Here is a 17,609-nt window from a genome sequence, read left to right as displayed (position 1 = left end):
TCCACCAGGCGCGTCAGGTCCACCAGGCGTGTGAGGTGCGTCAGGTCCGTCAGATCGACCAGGTGCGTCAGGTGCGTCAGAGCCATCAGCCCTCCGCCTCTCGGGTGTTGCCCATCAGCAGTTCCGCGCCGTTGCCGACGCGGTCGTCGAAGACGCCGAAGGCGGCGGGGATCGGTTCGTTCGCCAGGTAGAGGCGGTCGGCGATCCGGCGCGGCAGCGGGAGGTGGCGGAAGTCGCCCCGTACGACGCGATCGGCCGCCATCGGCTGGGCCTGGAAGGCGGACACCGTGGTGATCTTGAAGCGGTCGCGGCCGTGCGAGACGAGGAGCGCGATCTCGGTGATCTTGCGGGTGCCGTCGGCGAAACGGGACAGCTGGACGACGACGTCCACGGCCGAGTTGATCTGGTCGCGCAGGGCCTCGAAGGGGATCATGACCTCGGACATCGAGCCGAGGGTCTGCAGGCGCATCAACGCGTCCTCGGCGGTGTTCGCGTGGACGGTGGCGAGGGAGCCGTCGTGGCCCGTCGACATCGCCTGGAGCATGTCGAGCGTCTCGCCGCCGCGGACCTCACCGACCACGATGCGGTCGGGGCGCATGCGCAGGGAGTTGCGGACCAGGTCGCGGATGGTGATCTGGCCCTTGCCCTCGACGTTCGGGGGGCGGGACTCGAGGCGGATGACGTGGGCTTGCTGGAGCTGGAGTTCGGCGGAGTCCTCGATGGTGATGATGCGCTCGTTGTCGGGGATGAGCGCGGAGAGGGCGTTGAGGAGGGTGGTCTTTCCGGTGCCCGTACCGCCGGAGACGATGACGTTGAAGCGGGCGCGGACGAAACCGGAGAGCAGCATCAGCATCTGCTCGTCGAGCGAGCCGAGACGGATCAGTTCGTCCAGCTTGTACGGCTTGGGGAAGCGGCGGATCGTGAGGGTCGCGCCGGTCAGGCTGAGCGGGGGGATGATGACGTTCACGCGCTCGCCTGAGGGGAGGCGGGCGTCGACCATGGGGGTCGACTCGTCCACGCGGCGGTTGACGGTGGAGACGATGCGCTCGATGGTCTGCATGAGCTGGTCGTTCGACGCGAAGCGGAGCGGGAGTTGCTCGACGCGGCCGCCGCGCTCTACGAAGATCGCGTCGGGGCCGTTGACCATGATTTCGGTGATGCTGGCGTCTTCGAGGAGCGGTTCGAGTACGCCGAGGCCGAGGGCCTCGTCCACGACGCGGCGGATCAGCTGGGAGCGCTGGGATGTGCTGAGTACGGGGCCTTCGCGGCTGATGATGTGGCCGAGTACGCGCTCCAGGCGGGCCCGGCGCTCGGCCGCGGCGAGGCTCGACATCTCGGCGAGGTCGATCTCCTCTAGGAGCTTGGCGCGGTAGACGGCGACGGTGTGGTCGTCTTCGCGTCCGGGGCCGCCGTGGGATTGGTCCTCGGGGGCGGCGATTCGGGCCCGGAGGCTCATGTCTTGTCTTCGCTCCTCGGTTGGGCGGGCGTTCGGTTGGGCGGGCGGTCGGTTGGGCGGGCGGTCGGTTGGGCGGGCGGTTGGATGGGCGGGCGGTTAGTCGTCGCTGGGCATGGTGACAGTGCGGGTGGCTTCCCAGCCGGTGTCGACGAAGGGGATCAGGGTGGGGATCTCGACGGTCACCGTCGCCGTGACGAGGTCGCCGCCGCCCGGGTCCACGTCCGCGTTCAGCCAGTCGCTCATCGCGGCCGTACCGGCGCCCTCGCCCGTGCCGGGTTCCAGGGACTCGGCGCGGGCCGCCGCGCGGGCGCCTGAGCCCGCCTGCTCGAAGGCGTAGCCGACTAGGCCCAGTTGGATGACGGCGAGTCCTACGAGGAGCAGGATCGGCAGGAAGCCGGTGAACTCAAGGATCGCCGAGCCTCGGTCGCCCCGGAGACGACGCCTGGTGCGGGTGGGTGGGGGCTTGGGTTCAGACCTGTCCCCCACCCCGCCCCTTCCCGAAAGGCCTCGCCGGCCAGGCTTAAAAATGGCCTCAGACGCCGGCCGGGCTGAAATTTGGCCACGCGGCTGCCGCGCCCGCACAGGATCTGCCATCACTCGTCGCCCTCCTGCGCCGCGCCCGCGCTGCCGTCGACCGTCCACCCCGCGTTGAATCCCGGGAAGAACAGCGGAACGTCGACGCTCACGTTCGCCTGATAGACCGCGCCCGCCGGACCGCAGTCCACCGAGAAGCCGCCCGCCCAGGCCCCGGGCAGCCGCTGCTCCGCGGCCGCGTCGCACTCGGCGGCCGGGTCCGCGCCCCGTACCGCCGCCACCGCACCCGCCCGCGCCCCCTCGTCCGCCGCGTTTCCGGCGAGCGAGTAGGTGTACCCGTACAGCACGCACTGCCACAGGATCGCGATCACCGCGAAGATCAGGGGGGCCATCCCGGCGAACTCCAAGGTGATCGCGCCCCGGTCGCCACCCCGGTCGCCACCGCGGTCGCCGACGCCCCGGTCGTCGCCGCCTCGTCCGCGGCGGCGGAAGCCGATCGCGCCCCGGTCGCCCGCCAGCCGTCGGCCGCCGCCCGTCTTCGCGGCGGAGTCGCCGTCCGGTGACTTCACCAGGCCCAGCTCCCCCGCCAGGCGCCACAGCGCCTGCTTGACCGTGCCGCGGCTGTCGAGGTCCTGCATACGGCCCGCGTCCACGGCGGACTGGAGTTCCTTGAAGTTGGCCGGGATGGCGGTGCGGGCGACCCTGGTGCCGGTGATCCGTTCGACCAACGGGGGCTGTATCTCCGTATTGCGGGTGAGGCGGTTGACGACGGTGACCGTCTCCTCCGCCTTACGGATCTGGAGGCGGTCCCACATACGGACCATGCGTTTGGCGGCGCGTACGGCCACGACATCCGGCGTGACCAGGAGCACCGCCTGGTCCGCCATCTCGATCGCCGCCGCGTTCGCACTGGTCATCTGGGTGCCGCAGTCGACCACCACCACCTCGTAGCGGTTGCGCAGGGCGCTGACCGCCTGGCGGGCGACCCGGTCGGTGACCTCCTCGCCGCGCTCACCCTCGCCCGGCGCCAGGAGCAGGCCGATGCCGGTAGGGTGCGCGAAGACCGCGTCCTGGAGGACGCGGGGGGAGATGTCGCTGATTCCGGCCAGGTCGACGATGGAGCGGCGGAACTGGACGTCCAGGTACGAGGCGACGTCGCCGGACTGGAGGTTCAGGTCGAGCAGCGCCACCGAGCGGCCGGAGGCCTTCGCCGCCAGGGCGAGTTGGACGGAGGTGAGGGTTGCGCCCACGCCGCCCTTCGCGCCGGTGACCGTCACGACCGTACCGCCGGGGCCGGAGAACACGTCGGCGCCGCTGGTGAGATGGCGTCGTACGCCGATGGACCAGGCGGCCGCCGTCTGGACGCGGGCCGCCAACTCCTCGTAGCTGAGCGGGAGTCCGATCAAGCCGCGGGCTCCGGAGTCCATGGCGGCGGTGAACAGGCCGGGGCTCGCGTCCACGGTGATCAGGACAACGCCCACGGCCGGGAAGCGGAGGGCGACCTCCCGGATCAGTTCCAGGGCGGGAACCGGGCCGATGCGCTCATGGACCAGGACCACCTCCGGCAGCTCGTCGACCGACTCGCTCGCCAGCCGCGCGAGGGTGTCGAGCAGCGCCGTGGAGTCGGTGACGGGGAGTGCGGGCTCCGCGTCCGGGAGCTGGCTGAGGAGGGTGGTCAGGGAGCGGGCCGCGTCCAGGTCACCTACGGCGGGGAGTATGCGGGTGGTCACCGGGTCCCTCACTCACTTGTCGTCGTCGAGGGTGTAGCTGCGATCACCCGGGCTGACCGGGGTGTCGCCGCCTTGGGCGATCAGGGCTAGACGTACGTGAGTGGCGAACGACTCGGCGTACGCGACGCGTTGGGCGTCGAGGGTGTTCAGGGCGAAGGTGATCGGGACGGCGTCGGTGGGGCGGGCGCGGCGGTTGCTGTTCTTGGGCTCGAGTGGGGTGAGCTTGCCTACGTCCAGGACCTTGGCGTTCTGGACGATGACCTTGGACTGGTCCTCGGCGCCCTTGTTGTCGCCCTTGTAGGTGGCGAAGATGTTGACCGTCGCGCCGGGGGTGATCTTGCCTGCCACGCCCGTCGACGCGTCGATCATGATGGCGATCTCCTGTTCGCCGTCGCCGAGTTCGGGGCGATTGACGATCATGTCGCTCTGGAGGAGCGAGCCCTTACGGAGCTGGGTGACGGCGATCTTGCCGCGGATCTCGGCGAGGTCGGTGACGGCGTTGTCCGAGAGCCAGCGCTCGGGCATCTCGATCTTCTCGAACTGCTTCGCGCTGAGCTCCTTGTACGGCGCCACGTCGCTCTTGAGGCGGTACGCCGAGACCTCGGGGCCGACCTTGGAGTTCACGTCGCGGATCACCGAGATCACTCCGGCGAACGCGCCGATGGCGCAGATGACGGAGACGAGCAGCAGGATGATGCCGCGGCGCTGGCGTGAGTTCATCGGTTCGGGCAACCTCGATCAGGGACGTTAGGGACGCTTGACGCTTGCGGGTCGAGCTGTGCGCTGTGCCGTTCACGATCACGTTCACGTTCGTGCGTAGCTGTCGAGCTTGTTGAGCTTGTCTGGCTTGTTGAACCGGTGTCACGTTCCTGTGGTGAGGGCCTTACGAGAGTTCGCCGCCTGCAGGCGTTTCTCGGGTGGCGGCAGCAGCGGTGCGGAGCAGAAGCCGCAGCGATCGCCTATCAACTCCAGCCCGCACCACCGGCATTCCTCTCGGCGCACGGAGGAGACGAGCTGGTAGAGCACCGTGATGTCAGGGATCGCGGCGACGAACTCGACCAGCTTTCCGGTGGCCCACCAACGCGCCGACTCGGCGGGCAGCGGCACCTCGCCGATGCCCTGCACCTGCCAGGACGGGGCGAGGATCTGGGTGACCCAGTCGCTCTGCAAGTGTCCGTGTGCGGTGAGCAGGTGCGTACTGAAGTCGGGGCCGGTGAGCTCCGCCTCCTGATTGCCGTTTCCGCTGCCGCCGCTGCCGCCGCCCAGCTTCGTGAGCTGCGGCTCAGGGGTGGCCAGTACGGCGAACTGGGTGCCCGGAACCCAGGACTTGGCGTGCGTCTTCAGGCTCACCGGGACCCGGTCCAGCTTGGTGACGGAGCCCAGTACGGCACCCGCGTAGATGTAGTGCGACAGAAGCCGGGCCGCCGAGGCGAGCACGCCGGGGCTGAAGTCGCAGATGGAGAGCTGGCGGAGCTGGAGCGCGAGCGCGGCGACGCCGAGTGGCGGCAGATCCAGGCCGAGCAGGGCGATGCGGTCGGACTCCAGGACGGAGCGGACCGCGTGCAGGCGGTGGACGGCGGCGGCCGGGAGCGAGGCGGGGTAGAGCGTGATGACGTAGCCGTGCTGCTCCAGCAGGCCGTACATCTCGGAGAGTGACTGCTCGAGCGTGCAACCGCCGGGCGACGCCAGGTCCTTGGCTTTGGCCTTGGCCGCTGAATGAGCGCGCTTGTCGGACCTGGGTGAGCGCAGGACGACGGACTGCGGGGTCTGGCGGTCGGGGGACGGCAGGGCCAGCCCGCCCCCGGTGACGGCTATCGCGGTGGGCACGCTGCGCACCTCCTGCATCGCTCTGCCTGCGTCGCTCTGCCTCTGCACCATATCCACGTCGTGCCCCACTCAACACTGGATCGGAGTAACTCCCGGTGTCTTCTTGATCAGTGGAGAGTGAGCGAGGGTGGCCGCGAACCCTTGACAAGACGATTGGCCTAGACCAAATTACAGCGGCACACCCTCCATTACCGCCACCCCCCACATCTGGAGGCAGCCGTGCACCACCACCGCTTCTCCCCCACTCTCAGAAGACCGTGGCCCAGCGCACTGGCCGCCATGGGCACCGCGACGGCACTCATCCTCACTGGCCTGGCAACGGACGCCCGGTCAGCCGCCCCCGTCTCGAAGGCCAACACCAACACCACCGCCTCCGCCTCCGCCTCCGCCGACATCAACGTCGTAAAGAACGCGGGCTTCGAAGCAGGCCTCGCACACTGGACCTGCGCCGGGGGCAGCGGAGCCACCGCCACCTCCCCCGTACACGGAGGCGCCACCGCGCTGAAGGCCACCCCGTCCGGGCAGCAGAACGCCGAGTGCACCCAGACCGTCGCCGTCCAGCCCAACTCCACGTACGCGATGAGCGCCTGGGTCCAGGGCGGCTACGCCTATCTGGGCGCGCGGGGCACCGGAACGACGGACGTGTCCACCTGGACCCCCGACTCCGGGACCTGGAAGCAGCTCACCACGTCCTTCACCACCGGCCCGTCCACCACCTCGGTCACGGTCTACCTGCACGGCTGGTACGCCCAGCCCGCCTACTTCGCTGACGACGTCTCCGTGTTCGGCCCGGACGGCGGAGGCGGCGGAGACGACGACCCGGAGATCCCGGCCACCCCCACCAACCTCACGGCGGGCTCCACCACGACCACCTCAATCGACCTGTCCTGGACGCCAGTCGCCCACGCGACCGCATACCACCTCTACCAGGACGGCACCAGGGTCCTCACCGCGACCGGAGCGTCGGCGACCGCGACCGGCCTGGCCGCCGACACCTCGTACGCCTTCCAGGTCAGCGCGGTCAACGCGGCGGGCGAGTCCGCCAAGTCAGCACCGCTGACCGCACGGACACGTCCGTCGGGTGGCGGCGACGGCGGCCCCGTACCCAAGCACGCCGTAACCGGCTACTGGCACAACTTCGACAACGGCGCGACCATCCAGAAGATCCGAGACGTCCAGGACGCGTACGACATCATCGCGGTGTCCTTCGCCGACTCAACGGCCACACCAGGCGAGATCACCTTCAACCTCGACCCCGCCATCGGCTACGGCTCCGTCGCCGACTTCAAGTCGGACATCCAGGCGAAGCGGAACGCGGGCAAGGCCGTGATCATCTCGGTGGGCGGCGAAAGGGGCAACGTCACCATCAACAGCGACGCCTCCGCCACCGCCTTCGCGACGAGCACGCACGCCCTGATGCGCGAGTACGGCTTCGACGGAGTCGACATCGACCTGGAACACGGCATCAACTCCACCTACCTCACCAAGGCCCTGCGCCAACTGTCCAACCTGGCAGGCCCCGACCTCGTCCTGACGATGGCCCCCCAGACCCTCGACATGCAGTCCACATCAACGGAGTACTTCAAGACGGCACTCAACGTGAAGGACATCCTGACCGTCGTCAACATGCAGTACTACAACAGCGGTTCGATGCTCGGCTGCGACGGCAAGGTCTACTCCCAGGGCTCGGTGGACTTCCTCACCGCTCTGGCCTGCATCCAACTGGAAGGCGGCCTGGACGCCTCCCAGGTAGGCCTCGGCACCCCGGCCTCAACGCGCGGCGCGGGCAGCGGCTACGTCGACCCGTCGGTGGTAACCGCGGCCCTCGACTGCCTCACCAAGGGCACCCGCTGCGGCACCTTCAAACCCTCCCGCACCTACCCCGACCTCCGAGGCGCCATGACCTGGTCCACCAACTGGGACGCCACGGCGGGCAACGCCTGGTCCCGCACAGTAGGCCCCCACGTCCACAACCTCCCCTAACCCCACCCCCCAACCCCACCCTCCAATCCCGCAGCGCCGCCGCTCCCCCGGCGGCGCTGCGCGCACGAGGTCAGGAGGCAGGGCACGCACCGTCATCGACGGAGATATCGACGAAGTCGTAACCCAGCGCCCGCTCACGCTTCATGGCGTACACGCCAAGGCAGAAGGCGTCATCGGTCCCCTCCGCGGTGACCGTGTAGTCAGCCTGCTCGGAACCTCCGTCGTACCCGGCTGACTCCGGCCGCTCCGAGGCAAGCCTGACGGTCAACCTGTCTTTGGCACCACCGTCACCGTGTGCCGCGATGCTGGACCGCAGGATGCCTTCGTAGCCCCCGATGGCACCGGGACCGAACATCGCCTCGCGCGACAGCTCATCGGTCGCCGCAGACACGGCGGACCGCAGTTCACCGCCGTCCCACTCCTTCGAGCGGTCGAGGAGGTCCGGGTGGTGGAGCAAGTACATCCCACCGGCGACGAACAGCAGCGTGCCCACAATGAGAGCAAGGCCGATGGGGTTCGCGGGGTTGTACTTCCCGTGCTTGAAAACCGGCTCGTAATCGTCACCACCTATGTCATTCACCAGCCAGACCCTACGACCTCGCCCCACGCCCCTCGCCCCTCGCCTCCCGCGGGGCAGGTGGAGTGCGCCGGCGAGACCCCCGTGCTCGCCGACGCCTGGCTAGCTTCCGACGCTCTCAGCTGCACATCGACCTGTTTCGGCGTAGCCCGAAAGACGGCGGACCAGCGAGAATCCGGAACTGTGACGCTCCGCATCCACTTCACCGCGCAGGACCTGGCCCGTACCCGGATAGCCAAAGACCCCAGGCCGCTGATGGAGTTGGGGGTCGCGATCCGGTTGCTTCAGGAGCGCAGTCATCCCGCGCGTTTCGGTGCCTGGAGGCGTACGGCGCTGTCGCGGCTGTCCCCGAACACCCGGATGCTCTTCCCGCTGATCCCCTCGACGGGCTGGTCGGTGGACTTCCTCACGCCCGTGGACCAGGGCGATCCGGAGGTCCTGCTCGACAAGATGCGCGCCACCCCCACTTGGCAGATTCGCGAGGAGCTCAGCCTCTGGGCCGCCCACCAGAAGTCCGTTCCAGCGTGGACACGCCACCTGGAGAGCGATGAGGACCTACGGCGACGGGTCATCGACACCGTCGAGAGGGCGCACCGCGAGGTGATCGCCCCGTACTGGTCCGAGATCGTCTCACTGGCCGACGCCGACCACGCGCTGCGGGTACGTCACCTCGCCGAGGGCGGCATGGATCAGGCGCTGGCCGCACTCAACCCCCGGTACATCCGCTGGAACGCGCCGACACTCGAACTGACCATGGCGTCCTGCATCAGCGGCGACCTGCACCTGAACGGACGCGGGCTTCTCCTGATCCCCACCCTCTTCGGCTCCGAGTGCCCCGTGATCCACGACTCCGCCGAGCCGCAGCCGTGGCTGACGTACCCGATCCGGATCGACGACCGTCAGGTACTGACCCCGGTGACGACGGCCTCCACCCTCACGACCGCCCCGCGCTCACTCTCCGCGCTGCTCGGCAAGACCCGCGCGACGGTCCTCTGCGTCATCACCGACCGCCCCGGCTGCACCACCACGGAGCTCGCCGAGTACGTCGGCATCTCCCCGGCCAGCGCCAGCGAACACGCCACGGTCCTCCGCTCAGCCAACCTCATCAGCACAGCCCGCCACCGCAACACGGCGCTGCACACGCCGACGCCGGCGGGGATGACGCTGCTGAACTCAGCTCACGCGGGCGTCAAGTAGTAGCCGATCACCGGGGCTATCTCGGTGAGCCACTCGTGCAGCTGGTCCTGCCGCGTGGCGCGCACCCGGCACTCGTAAAACCTGCCGTCGGTGTGCATGACGCCCACCAGGAGCCAGCCGAACTGCCCGGTGTAGTGGATGGTGCGGATCTCCGCCCAGGTGAAGTCGATGGACAGCCCACGCTGCTCGAGACGCGCACCGTCCTCATCGATGACGACCGCGCTGTGCCGGTCGGAGGCCAAGAAGTCCGGGAAGGGTGCCGGGCCCGCGCCCAGGTCAGGGAGGTACGGGGCGGGGGCCTGGGCGTCTGGCACGTACGAGGGTGGGGGCGGGGGCGTGAAGCCGGGCGGTGGGGGGCCGAAGCCTGGGCTGGGCGGGGGGTGGTGCTGGTCCATGGCGGGACATCGTACGGGGGTGGTGGGACGGTTCGCGTCTACGAAGTCCCGTAGTCGCGACCGCCGCTCAGCGGGCGCGGCCGTCCCCTCCCCGTCCGCACACATGTGCGCGGTGATCGCACGTACGCATTGCCGAACGCAATGTCAGTCGAGCACGGCCAACGCGTCGATCTCGATCAGGAGGCCTGCGGGCAGGCCCACATAGACCGTGGTGCGGGCGGAGGCTGGCGCCTTGAGGTTCTGGGCGGCGAGGTACTCGTCGTAGATCTGGTTCAGCTCTGCGAAGTGGGCGGTGTCGGTGAGGTAGATGCGCACCATCATCACGTCGTCCCACGTCGCGCCGCCCTCTTCGAGGATCGCCTTGACGTTGGCGAGCGTCTGGAGGGTTTGCTCGCGCAGGGTCGGGCCCGCGGGGGTGGGGGGCTGGCCCTCGGTTGCGGGCAGGAAGCCGACCTGGCCCGCTACCTGGAGGATGTTGCCCTTGCGCACGCCGTGGGAGAACTTCGCGGGTGGGGTGGTGTGGGTGGGGGGTGTGAGGGCCGTCTTGGGGGTGGGGGCGGAGTTGGGCGTGGGGGTCGTGTTGGGGGTGGTCATGGTGGTGGGGGCTCCTTTGGCTAGGCGGCAGGTGGGGTCGTGGTGCCCGCGTACTCGCGGGTGATGGCCTCGGCGGTGCGGCGTACCAGCGGGAGGAGGGTGAGGAGTTCCTCCGCCGTGACGACGACATTGGGCGCGGAGACCGAGAGCGCGGCTATCGACCTGCCGTCGGTGCCGCGGATCGGGGCGCCGACGCAGTTGATCGACTCCTCATGGCCGCCCAGGTCGGTGGCCCAGCCCTGTTCCCGTACGGTCGCCAGCTCCTTGAGATACGCCTCGGCGTTCGGGGTCGAACGGGGCGTGTAGCGGGGGTAGTCGAGGCGTTCGGCGATGGCGCGGCGTTCGGGTTCGGAGAGGTCGGCGAGGAGGAGTTTGGCTACCGCTGCGACCGTGATCGCTACCGGTTTGCCGATGCGCGAGTACATGCGTACCGGGTAGCGGCTCTCCACCTTGTCGATGTAGAGGACCTCGTTGTCCTCGTGGATGGCGAGGTGCACCGTGTGGCCGCAGGCCTCGTTGAGGGCGACCAGGTGGGGGTGGGCGATCTCGCGTACGTCCAGGTGCTCGGCGGCCTCCTGGGCGAGGGCGAAGAGGCGGGCGCCCAGGCGGTAGCGCTGGTCGGACTGGCGGTAGACCAGGCCGTGGTCGTGCAGGGTGCGGAGGAGACGGAGGGCTGTTGATTTATGTACGTCGAGGCGCGTGGCGACCTGGCCGAGGTCGGCGGGGCCCTCGGCGAGCAGGGGGAGGATGCTCAGGGCGCGGTCTACGGTCTGGCTCATCGTGGGGCCTTTGCCTTTGCCTTTGCCTTCGTCCAGCCGGGTGTGAGGTGCAGGGCGCGCCAACGGTCGGGTGGGAGCGCGGCCAGGCGGTCCGCGGTGGCGCGGGTGGGCGGGACGGCCAGGTCGCCGGGGACGGTGAGGGCGGCGGCGGCCGTCAGGTGGCCGTGGCGTAGGCGCTGGCGGGCGGGGAGGCCGCGCAGGGTGGCGGAGAGGTAGCCCGCGGCGAAGGCGTCGCCCGCGCCGACCGAGGCGACGACGTCGACGCGCGGGGCGGGTTCGTGTATCGGGCCGTCCGCGTCGCGAGTGAAGAGGGTCGCGCCTGCCGCCGACTGTTTCACGACGAGGGACGCGGGTTCGGGGAGTGCCGCTCGGATGGCCTCGGGGCCGCCGGTGATGCCCCAGGCCGCTTTCGCCTCGTCCTCGCCCACGAAGACGAGGTCGCTGGCGCGCGCGAGGGTGAGCAGGACGGTGGGGTCGGGCTGGCCCGAACTCCACAGAGATGGGCGGTAGTTGACGTCGAAAGAGAGGTGGGGGCGGCGGCGGTGCGGGCCCGCACCGGGGTGGTGGTGGGTGGTGAGGGTCCGCAGCAGGTTCAGGCAGTCGGCGGAGAGGGCGGCCGTGATGCCGGTGAGGTGGAGTACGTGGCCGTCGGCGGGGCCTGCGGGGGCCATGTTCGTCGGGGACATGGCGGACGCGGCGGAGCCCGCGCGGTAGTAGGCGACCTCGGAGAGGGGCTCGGCGCTGTGTTCGGCGCGGGGCTCGGCCTGAGGTTCGGCCTGGGGCTCTCGCGCGCCTGGGGTGCGGAAGTAGATGCCGGTGGGGCGGGTGGGGTCGCGGCTGACGCGGGAGGTGTCGACACCGCACGCGGCGATCTCGGCGAGCAGGTGGTCACCGAAGGCATCCGCGCCCACCCGGCTCAGCCACCGCACCCGGTGCCCGGCGCGGGCGAGGGTGCAGGCGACGTTCGACTCGGCGCCGCCGATGCCGCGTACGAAGGACTCCACGTCAGCCAGACGGCCCGGCCAGCCCACCTCGCCCACCGGCGCGGGGTGGAACGCGACCATCGACTCGCCGAGTGCGACGACCTCGACCAGGTCGGGAGACGACAGTGGTGACAGTGGTTCTAGCGGGGGCGCGGTCACGGTCGGCTGACTCCTCGTGGGTGCGCGGTGCGGCGGCGAGGGTCCGTTGACCCGGCGTTGGGGCGGATGTTAGACACGGGTCAGCGACAGGCGCAATGAGTGTTGCACAGAACGCAACGGGTGCGCAGGGCGGCACGAGGAGGCCCCATGGCAGCAGCAGAGGTATTCCCGGAACTCGCCAGTGAGCGCGTCGACTTCCGCTTCAAGGGGCTGCCACCGGACGCCGACGGACTGACTGTCGGCGAGCTGGCCGCGCAGCGCCGCAACCTCTTCACCGGCGGCTTCACCACGCCCGTACTGGCCCTCTCCGCCGAGCGCGTCGAGCACAACCTGGCGCTCATGGAGACGTACTCCGAGCGGCACGGCCTCGCCTTCGCGCCGCACGGCAAGACCTCCATGGCGCCGCAGCTCTTCGACCGCCAGGTGCGGTACGGAGCCTGGGGGATCACGGTCGCCGTGCCGCATCAGGTACGGGTCGCCCGCGCGTTCGGTGTCGAACGGGTCTTCCTCGCCAACGAGTTGGTGGACGCGGTGGCGCTGCGCTGGCTCGCGGGTGAGCTCGCGGCCGATCCGGAGTTCCGGTTCATCTGTTACGTCGACTCGGTGCGGGGCGTGCGGCTGATGCACACCGCGCTGGCCGACGCCAAGGCGGTCCGTCCGGTCGACGTCGTGGTCGAGCTGGGCGCGGGCGACGGGGCGCGTACCGGAGTCCGTACGGAGGCCGAGTGCCTGGAGGTCGCGGCCGCCGTCGCGGCGGCGGACACGCTACGACTGGTCGGGGTCGCGGGGTACGAGGGCGAGGTGCCGAAGGCCGACCCGAAGCACCCGGAGCGGGTCGAGGCGTATCTGCGCCGCCTCACCGCGCTGGCCGTGGCGCTCGACAAGGAGGGGCGGTTCGCCGACCTCGGGGAGATCGTGGTCAGCGCGGGCGGCAGCGCGTGGTTCGACGCGGTCGCCGAGGTGTTCGCCGAGATCCCCGAACTCTCCGCGCCTGTACTGAAGTTGCTGCGCTCGGGGGCGTACGTCTCGCACGACGACGGTCAGTACCGCCGCCTCACCCCCTTCAACCGGGTGCCGTCGGAGGGCGCGTTGCAGCCCGCCTTCCGGCTCTGGGCGCAGGTCGTGTCCCGGCCCACGCCGGAGCAGGCGTTCGTCAACGCGGGCAAGCGGGACGCGGCCCACGATCTCGACCTGCCCGAGGCGCAAGTCGTACGGGATGCCCGTACGGGCGAGGTCCGCGAGGCGACGGGCGTCACCGTCACCGGGCTCTCCGATCAGCACGCGTGGCTCCGTACGGACCCGGGGGCCGATCTGGAGGTCGGGGACTGGGTGGGCCTTGGACTGTCCCACCCGTGTACGTCGTTCGACAAGTGGCAGATGATTCCGCTGGTGGAGGCGGACGGGACGGTCGCGGACTACATCCGTACGTACTTCTGAGAGCCTGTGACACCACCCATGGGCCTCACCGACCTCGTCATCCGCGATGTCCGCGTCATCGACGGCACCGGCGAGCCGTCGTACCGCGCGGACGTCGCCCTGGCGGGCGGCCGGATCGCCGAGCTCCGCCGGGAGGGCGACGGCCCCCGCCCCAGCGCGCCCGCGCGCCGCACGCTGGACGCCACCGGCCTCGCCCTCTCCCCCGGCTTCATCGACATGCACGCCCACAGCGACCTCGCTCTGCTCCGCGACCCGGAGCATCTCGCCAAGGTCGCCCAGGGCGTCACCCTGGAGGTCATCGGCCAGGACGGGCTCTCGTACGCCCCCGTGGACGACCGCACCCTCGCCCAGGTGCGCCAGACCATCACCGGCTGGAACGGCGACGGTTCTGACATCGACTTCGACTGGCGGACCGTCGGCGAGTACCTCGACCGACTGGACCGTGGCATCGCGGTCAACGCCGCGTACTTGATCCCGCAGGGCACCGTCCGGATGTACGCCATGGGGTGGGAGGACCGGCCCCCCAGCGGCCAGGAGCTGGACCGGATGCGGGAGTTGGTCGCCGACGGCATGGCGCAGGGCGCGGTGGGGCTTTCGTCGGGGCTGACGTACCCGCCGGGGATGTACGCGGGCGACGGCGAACTCGGCGAACTGTGCCGGGTGGTGGCGCGGTTCGGCGGGTTCTACAGCCCGCACCACCGGTCGTACGGCGCGGGCGCGTTGGAGGCGTACGCGGAGATGGTGCGCCTCACCCGCGACGCGGGGTGCGCGCTCCATCTCACCCACGCCACCATGAACTTCGGTGTGAACGAGGGGCGGGCTGGCGAGCTGCTCGCGCTGATCGACACCGCGCTCGACGACGGAGTCGACATCTCGCTCGACACCTACCCGTACACACCCGGCTGCACCACCCTTGTCGCGATGCTGCCCAGTTGGGCGAGCGAGGGCGGGCCGCAGGCGGTGCTGGCGCGGCTGCGGGACCGCGCGGTCGCCGAGCGCATCCGGTACGAGCTGGAGGTGACGGGCTCCGACGGCTGCCATGGAGTGCCGATCGAGTGGGACACCATCGAGGTGTCCGGTACGCAGCGCCCGGAGCTGGCTGCCGAGTGCGTCGGCGAGACCATCGCGCAAGCCGCCGCCCGGCGCGCCGAAGCGCCCTGGGACGTCGCGCGGCGCCTGTTGATCGAGGACCGCCTCGGCGTGACGATCCTCCAGCACGTCGGGCACGAGGAGAACGTGCGGGCGATCATGCGGCATCGCGTGCACACCGGCGGGTCGGACGGGATTCTGCGGGGCGCAAAACCACACCCCCGGGCGTACGGGACGTTCCCGCGCTATCTCGGCCGGTACGCGCGGGACCTGGGCGTGCTGTCGCTGGAGGAGACGGTCGCTCATCTGACCGGACGGCCCGCCGCCCGGCTGCGGCTGCCCGACCGGGGTCTCGTCCGGGAGGGGTACCGGGCCGATCTGGTGCTCTTCGACCCGGCCACGGTCGCGGCGGGAGCCACCTTCGACGCCCCGCGTACGGGGCCCGTCGGCATTCCGTACGTGCTGATCGACGGGCGGTTCGCGGTCGCGGACGGGCGGCGTACGGACGTCCTGGCGGGACGCGCGGTGCGCCGTACGCCGCCAAAGCACTGATCGCCGCCGCCGCCCGGCCGCCCAGCCCGGCCACCACACCCCCAGGTGGCGCACCTCACGTCGCCATCCGTCGCCGTCCGTCGCGTCGGCACTTCCAAGCTGGCGCACCATCCGCGCCTACGTTCCGCGTGCGAGCGCCGACGGCCGCATTGTGATGGAAGGCGCGGCCGGTACGAGGCGGCCCGGCGGGCGGCGCCACGGCACCCGTATGGCGATAAACACGGCGCGCCACCAGGAAACACGCCCGTAAAGTTGGCGTATGCAGGTGATCCAGTCAACGAAGCTCGCCAATGTCTGTTACGAGATCCGGGGCCCGGTCCTCGAGGAGGCAATGCGGCTTGAGGCAGCAGGTCATCGCATCCTCAAGCTGAACACCGGCAACCCCGCGGCCTTCGGCTTCGAGTGCCCGCCGGAGATCCTTGAGGACATGCTGCGCAACCTCGGGTCCGCGCACGGCTACGGCGACGCCAAGGGGCTGCTCGCGGCCCGGCGCGCGGTGGTCATGCACTACCAGACCCTGGGCGTGGAGTCGGACGTCGAGAACGTCTTCGTCGGCAACGGCGTGTCCGAGCTGATCGTGATGGCCATGCAGGGCCTGCTCGACGACGGTGACGAGGTGCTCGTACCGGCGCCGGACTATCCGCTGTGGACGGCGGCCGTGTCGCTGTCCGGCGGTACCGCCGTGCACTACCGCTGCGACGAGCAGTCGGACTGGATGCCGGACCTCGCCGATGTGGAGCGGAAGGTCACCGACCGCACCAAGGCGATCGTGATCATCAACCCGAACAACCCGACCGGTGCCGTCTACAGCGACGAGATGCTGCGCGGGCTGACCGACATCGCCCGCCGCCACAACCTCCTGGTCTGCTCCGACGAGATCTACGACAAGATCCTCTACGACGGTACGACGCACACCCCGACCGCCTCGCTGGCGCCGGACCTGCTCACGCTCACCTTCAACGGCATGTCGAAGGCGTACCGCGTCGCGGGCTACCGCTCCGGCTGGATGGTGATCTCCGGCCCGCGAGCCCGCGCCGCCTCGTACATCGAGGGGCTGACCGTCCTCGCCAATATGCGCTTGTGCGCGAACATGCCCGCCCAGCACGGGGTGGTCGCGGCGCTCACCGGCCGCCAGACGATCAACGATCTGGTGCTGCCCGGGGGGCGGCTGCTGGAGCAGCGGAACACCGCGTACGAGCTGCTGACCCAGATCCCGGGCGTGAGCTGCGTCAAGCCGAAGGGCGCGCTGTATCTCTTCCCGCGGCTCGACCCCAAGGTCTTCAAGGTCAAGGACGACCGGCAGCTGGTGCTCGACCTGCTGCGCGAGGAGAAGATCATGGTGGTGCACGGCACCGGGTTCAACTGGCCCGAGCCCGATCACTTCCGGATCGTGACGCTGCCCCAGGCCAGTGACCTCGCGGACGCGGTCACCCGGATCGGGACCTTCCTGGACGGGTACAGCCAGCCGTAGCGGTGCCGGTACACGGTGACGTCGGTGCGCGGGCGGGTGGGTCACTGCGGGACGACGGCCGCGGCGATCTCGTCGTAGGTCTCCTGGGTGACCAGGCCCGTCTCGTCCAGGACATTCTGGTGATCGAGCACGGTGATGTTGGCCTGGCTGGCGAATGCGCGGATCACCGAGTTCTTGGTGGTGGCGCGGACCTGCGCGATGACGGGGAACACCTTGCCGTGCGGGGCGCGCACCGCGTTGGCGAAGAGCTTGTCGAACTCAGCGCCGCTGGAGTTCTGTAGCTTGCGTACGAGGGCCAGTTGCTCGGGTGTCGCCTCGTCGGGGATGTCCACGTTCAGGGTCTGGGCGGCCTCGCGGACCATCGAGTCCAGCTTGCTGTGCCCCTCCATCAGGTGGACCCCGGCGCGTTTGACCGCTTCGCTCGACGCGTGGGTCTGGGCGAGGCGTCCGGCTGGCGCCTCCCAGAGGTTGGCCTGCCGCACCTTGCGCAACAGGGTCTTGTCCAGCTCGCTGATCTCTCCGGCCGTGGTCACCTCCCCACCGGGTGCGACGGGCGGTGCGCTGGGGAAGTTGGAGCCTATGGGCTCCGCCGCGTTGGCGCTGCCGCGCGTGGCCCACAGGGACGCGGCGGCGAGTGCGGTGACGAGTGCCAGTAGGGCGGCGATGATCAGACTGCGTGGATACCGGGAAGTGAGGCTTCGCGCATGTGAGTTCATGGTGTGACGTACGTGCGCGGCGCGACGCGTGTTCACTGAAGTTCCGTAAAGTTCCGTGAAGTTCAGTGAAGTGAAGTGCAGCGCAGTGAAGATGGCACCCGGTCCGCGCGGCTACGAGGCCAGCGCGGAC

The 17,609-nt window shown here is 69.9% G+C and carries 16 protein-coding genes; 5 read left to right on the top strand and 11 right to left on the bottom strand.

The annotated features are described in order from the left end of the window. Positions 1-85: 85 nt before the first annotated feature. The 5 genes from GCN81_RS08725 to GCN81_RS08705 all read right to left on the bottom strand — a co-directional run bounded on the left by GCN81_RS08725 (position 86) and on the right by GCN81_RS08705 (position 5,598). Positions 86-1,456, bottom strand: a complete 1,371-nt coding sequence (locus GCN81_RS08725) for a CpaF family protein (RefSeq protein ID WP_156723349.1) — start codon at positions 1,454-1,456, stop codon at positions 86-88. Between the two features lie 96 nt (positions 1,457-1,552). Continuing rightward, on the bottom strand, positions 1,553-1,942 hold the full coding sequence (locus GCN81_RS08720) for a TadE family protein (protein ID WP_231626507.1): 390 nt from the start codon (positions 1,940-1,942) through the stop codon (positions 1,553-1,555). Positions 1,943-2,049: 107 nt separating this feature from the next. After that, complete coding sequence (locus GCN81_RS08715) at positions 2,050-3,720, bottom strand: AAA family ATPase (RefSeq protein ID WP_156723346.1); 1,671 nt, start codon at positions 3,718-3,720, stop codon at positions 2,050-2,052. A 12-nt stretch (positions 3,721-3,732) separates the two neighbouring features. Then, positions 3,733-4,440, bottom strand: coding sequence for a Flp pilus assembly protein CpaB (gene cpaB / locus GCN81_RS08710; RefSeq protein WP_156723344.1), 708 nt, complete (start codon positions 4,438-4,440; stop codon positions 3,733-3,735). Positions 4,441-4,581: 141 nt separating this feature from the next. Beyond that, positions 4,582-5,598: a hypothetical protein gene (locus tag GCN81_RS08705; RefSeq protein ID WP_407697951.1), complete on the bottom strand. Its 1,017-nt coding sequence runs from the start codon at positions 5,596-5,598 to the stop codon at positions 4,582-4,584. A gap of 228 nt (positions 5,599-5,826) precedes the next feature. Between GCN81_RS08705 and GCN81_RS08700 the strand changes: the two genes are divergently transcribed. Beyond that, positions 5,827-7,530 carry a chitinase gene (locus tag GCN81_RS08700; protein WP_156723342.1) on the top strand — a complete coding sequence of 568 codons (1,704 nt, stop codon included), beginning with the start codon at positions 5,827-5,829 and terminating at the stop codon, positions 7,528-7,530. Positions 7,531-7,600: 70 nt separating this feature from the next. Here the strand turns inward: GCN81_RS08700 and GCN81_RS08695 are convergent, their stop codons facing one another. Continuing rightward, positions 7,601-8,137: a hypothetical protein gene (locus tag GCN81_RS08695; protein WP_197287532.1), complete on the bottom strand. Its 537-nt coding sequence runs from the start codon at positions 8,135-8,137 to the stop codon at positions 7,601-7,603. 153 nt (positions 8,138-8,290) lie between these two features. Here GCN81_RS08695 and GCN81_RS08690 point away from each other — a divergent pair, with 153 nt between their 5' ends. Further along, on the top strand, positions 8,291-9,304 hold the full coding sequence (locus tag GCN81_RS08690; protein WP_156723338.1) for an ArsR/SmtB family transcription factor: 1,014 nt from the start codon (positions 8,291-8,293) through the stop codon (positions 9,302-9,304). On the opposite strand, the gene GCN81_RS08685 is transcribed toward GCN81_RS08690, so the two are convergent. The 4 genes from GCN81_RS08685 to GCN81_RS08670 form a co-directional block, all read right to left on the bottom strand. Then, positions 9,286-9,699, bottom strand: coding sequence for a hypothetical protein (locus tag GCN81_RS08685; protein WP_156723337.1), 414 nt, complete (start codon positions 9,697-9,699; stop codon positions 9,286-9,288). The two genes, GCN81_RS08690 and GCN81_RS08685, sit on opposite strands and share 19 nt — an antisense overlap. A gap of 144 nt (positions 9,700-9,843) precedes the next feature. Further along, entirely contained in the window at positions 9,844-10,293 is a 450-nt protein-coding gene (locus tag GCN81_RS08680; protein ID WP_156723335.1) for a RidA family protein, read from the bottom strand. A gap of 20 nt (positions 10,294-10,313) precedes the next feature. Next, positions 10,314-11,072, bottom strand: a complete 759-nt coding sequence (locus GCN81_RS08675; protein ID WP_156723333.1) for an IclR family transcriptional regulator — start codon at positions 11,070-11,072, stop codon at positions 10,314-10,316. Next, the gene (locus GCN81_RS08670; protein ID WP_267904568.1) at positions 11,069-12,214 is read right to left on the bottom strand and encodes a sugar kinase; all 1,146 of its coding nucleotides are present in this window, start codon (positions 12,212-12,214) and stop codon (positions 11,069-11,071) included. Before GCN81_RS08670 ends, GCN81_RS08675 begins: the two co-directional genes overlap by 4 nt. A 147-nt stretch (positions 12,215-12,361) precedes the next feature. Here GCN81_RS08670 and GCN81_RS08665 point away from each other — a divergent pair, with 147 nt between their 5' ends. From GCN81_RS08665 to GCN81_RS08655, 3 genes are all read left to right on the top strand, one after another. Continuing rightward, on the top strand, positions 12,362-13,651 hold the full coding sequence (locus tag GCN81_RS08665; protein WP_156723332.1) for an amino acid deaminase: 1,290 nt from the start codon (positions 12,362-12,364) through the stop codon (positions 13,649-13,651). 18 nt (positions 13,652-13,669) lie between these two features. Next, positions 13,670-15,292: an N-acyl-D-amino-acid deacylase family protein gene (locus GCN81_RS08660; RefSeq protein ID WP_156723331.1), complete on the top strand. Its 1,623-nt coding sequence runs from the start codon at positions 13,670-13,672 to the stop codon at positions 15,290-15,292. A 259-nt stretch (positions 15,293-15,551) separates the two neighbouring features. Continuing rightward, positions 15,552-16,763: a pyridoxal phosphate-dependent aminotransferase gene (locus GCN81_RS08655; RefSeq protein ID WP_156723329.1), complete on the top strand. Its 1,212-nt coding sequence runs from the start codon at positions 15,552-15,554 to the stop codon at positions 16,761-16,763. Between the two features lie 41 nt (positions 16,764-16,804). Here the strand turns inward: GCN81_RS08655 and GCN81_RS08650 are convergent, their stop codons facing one another. Beyond that, complete coding sequence (locus GCN81_RS08650) at positions 16,805-17,479, bottom strand: DUF4142 domain-containing protein (protein WP_156723327.1); 675 nt, start codon at positions 17,477-17,479, stop codon at positions 16,805-16,807. Positions 17,480-17,609 lie beyond the last annotated feature (130 nt).

Source organism: Streptomyces apocyni (assembly GCF_009739465.1).
Lineage (GTDB): Bacteria > Actinomycetota > Actinomycetes > Streptomycetales > Streptomycetaceae > Streptomyces > Streptomyces apocyni.
The sequence above is the reverse complement of the archived record's forward strand: the minus strand, read 5'-3'. Positions and strand labels throughout refer to the sequence as shown.

Bases quoted from the DNA above. Each gene is read 5' to 3' on its own strand.
- GCN81_RS08725 (WP_156723349.1), bottom strand. From the start codon at position 1,456: ATGAGCCTCCGGGCCCGAATCGCCGCCCCCGAGGACCAATCCCACGGC.
- cpaB (WP_156723344.1), bottom strand. From the start codon at position 4,440: ATGAACTCACGCCAGCGCCGCGGCATCATCCTGCTGCTCGTCTCCGTC.
- GCN81_RS08705 (WP_407697951.1), bottom strand. From the start codon at position 5,598: ATGGTGCAGAGGCAGAGCGACGCAGGCAGAGCGATGCAGGAGGTGCGC.
- GCN81_RS08700 (WP_156723342.1), top strand. From the start codon at position 5,827: ATGGGCACCGCGACGGCACTCATCCTCACTGGCCTGGCAACGGACGCC.
- GCN81_RS08685 (WP_156723337.1), bottom strand. From the start codon at position 9,699: ATGGACCAGCACCACCCCCCGCCCAGCCCAGGCTTCGGCCCCCCACCG.
- GCN81_RS08680 (WP_156723335.1), bottom strand. From the start codon at position 10,293: ATGACCACCCCCAACACGACCCCCACGCCCAACTCCGCCCCCACCCCC.
- GCN81_RS08675 (WP_156723333.1), bottom strand. From the start codon at position 11,072: ATGAGCCAGACCGTAGACCGCGCCCTGAGCATCCTCCCCCTGCTCGCC.
- GCN81_RS08665 (WP_156723332.1), top strand. From the start codon at position 12,362: ATGGCAGCAGCAGAGGTATTCCCGGAACTCGCCAGTGAGCGCGTCGAC.
- GCN81_RS08660 (WP_156723331.1), top strand. From the start codon at position 13,670: ATGGGCCTCACCGACCTCGTCATCCGCGATGTCCGCGTCATCGACGGC.
- GCN81_RS08655 (WP_156723329.1), top strand. From the start codon at position 15,552: ATGCAGGTGATCCAGTCAACGAAGCTCGCCAATGTCTGTTACGAGATC.
- GCN81_RS08650 (WP_156723327.1), bottom strand. From the start codon at position 17,479: ATGAACTCACATGCGCGAAGCCTCACTTCCCGGTATCCACGCAGTCTG.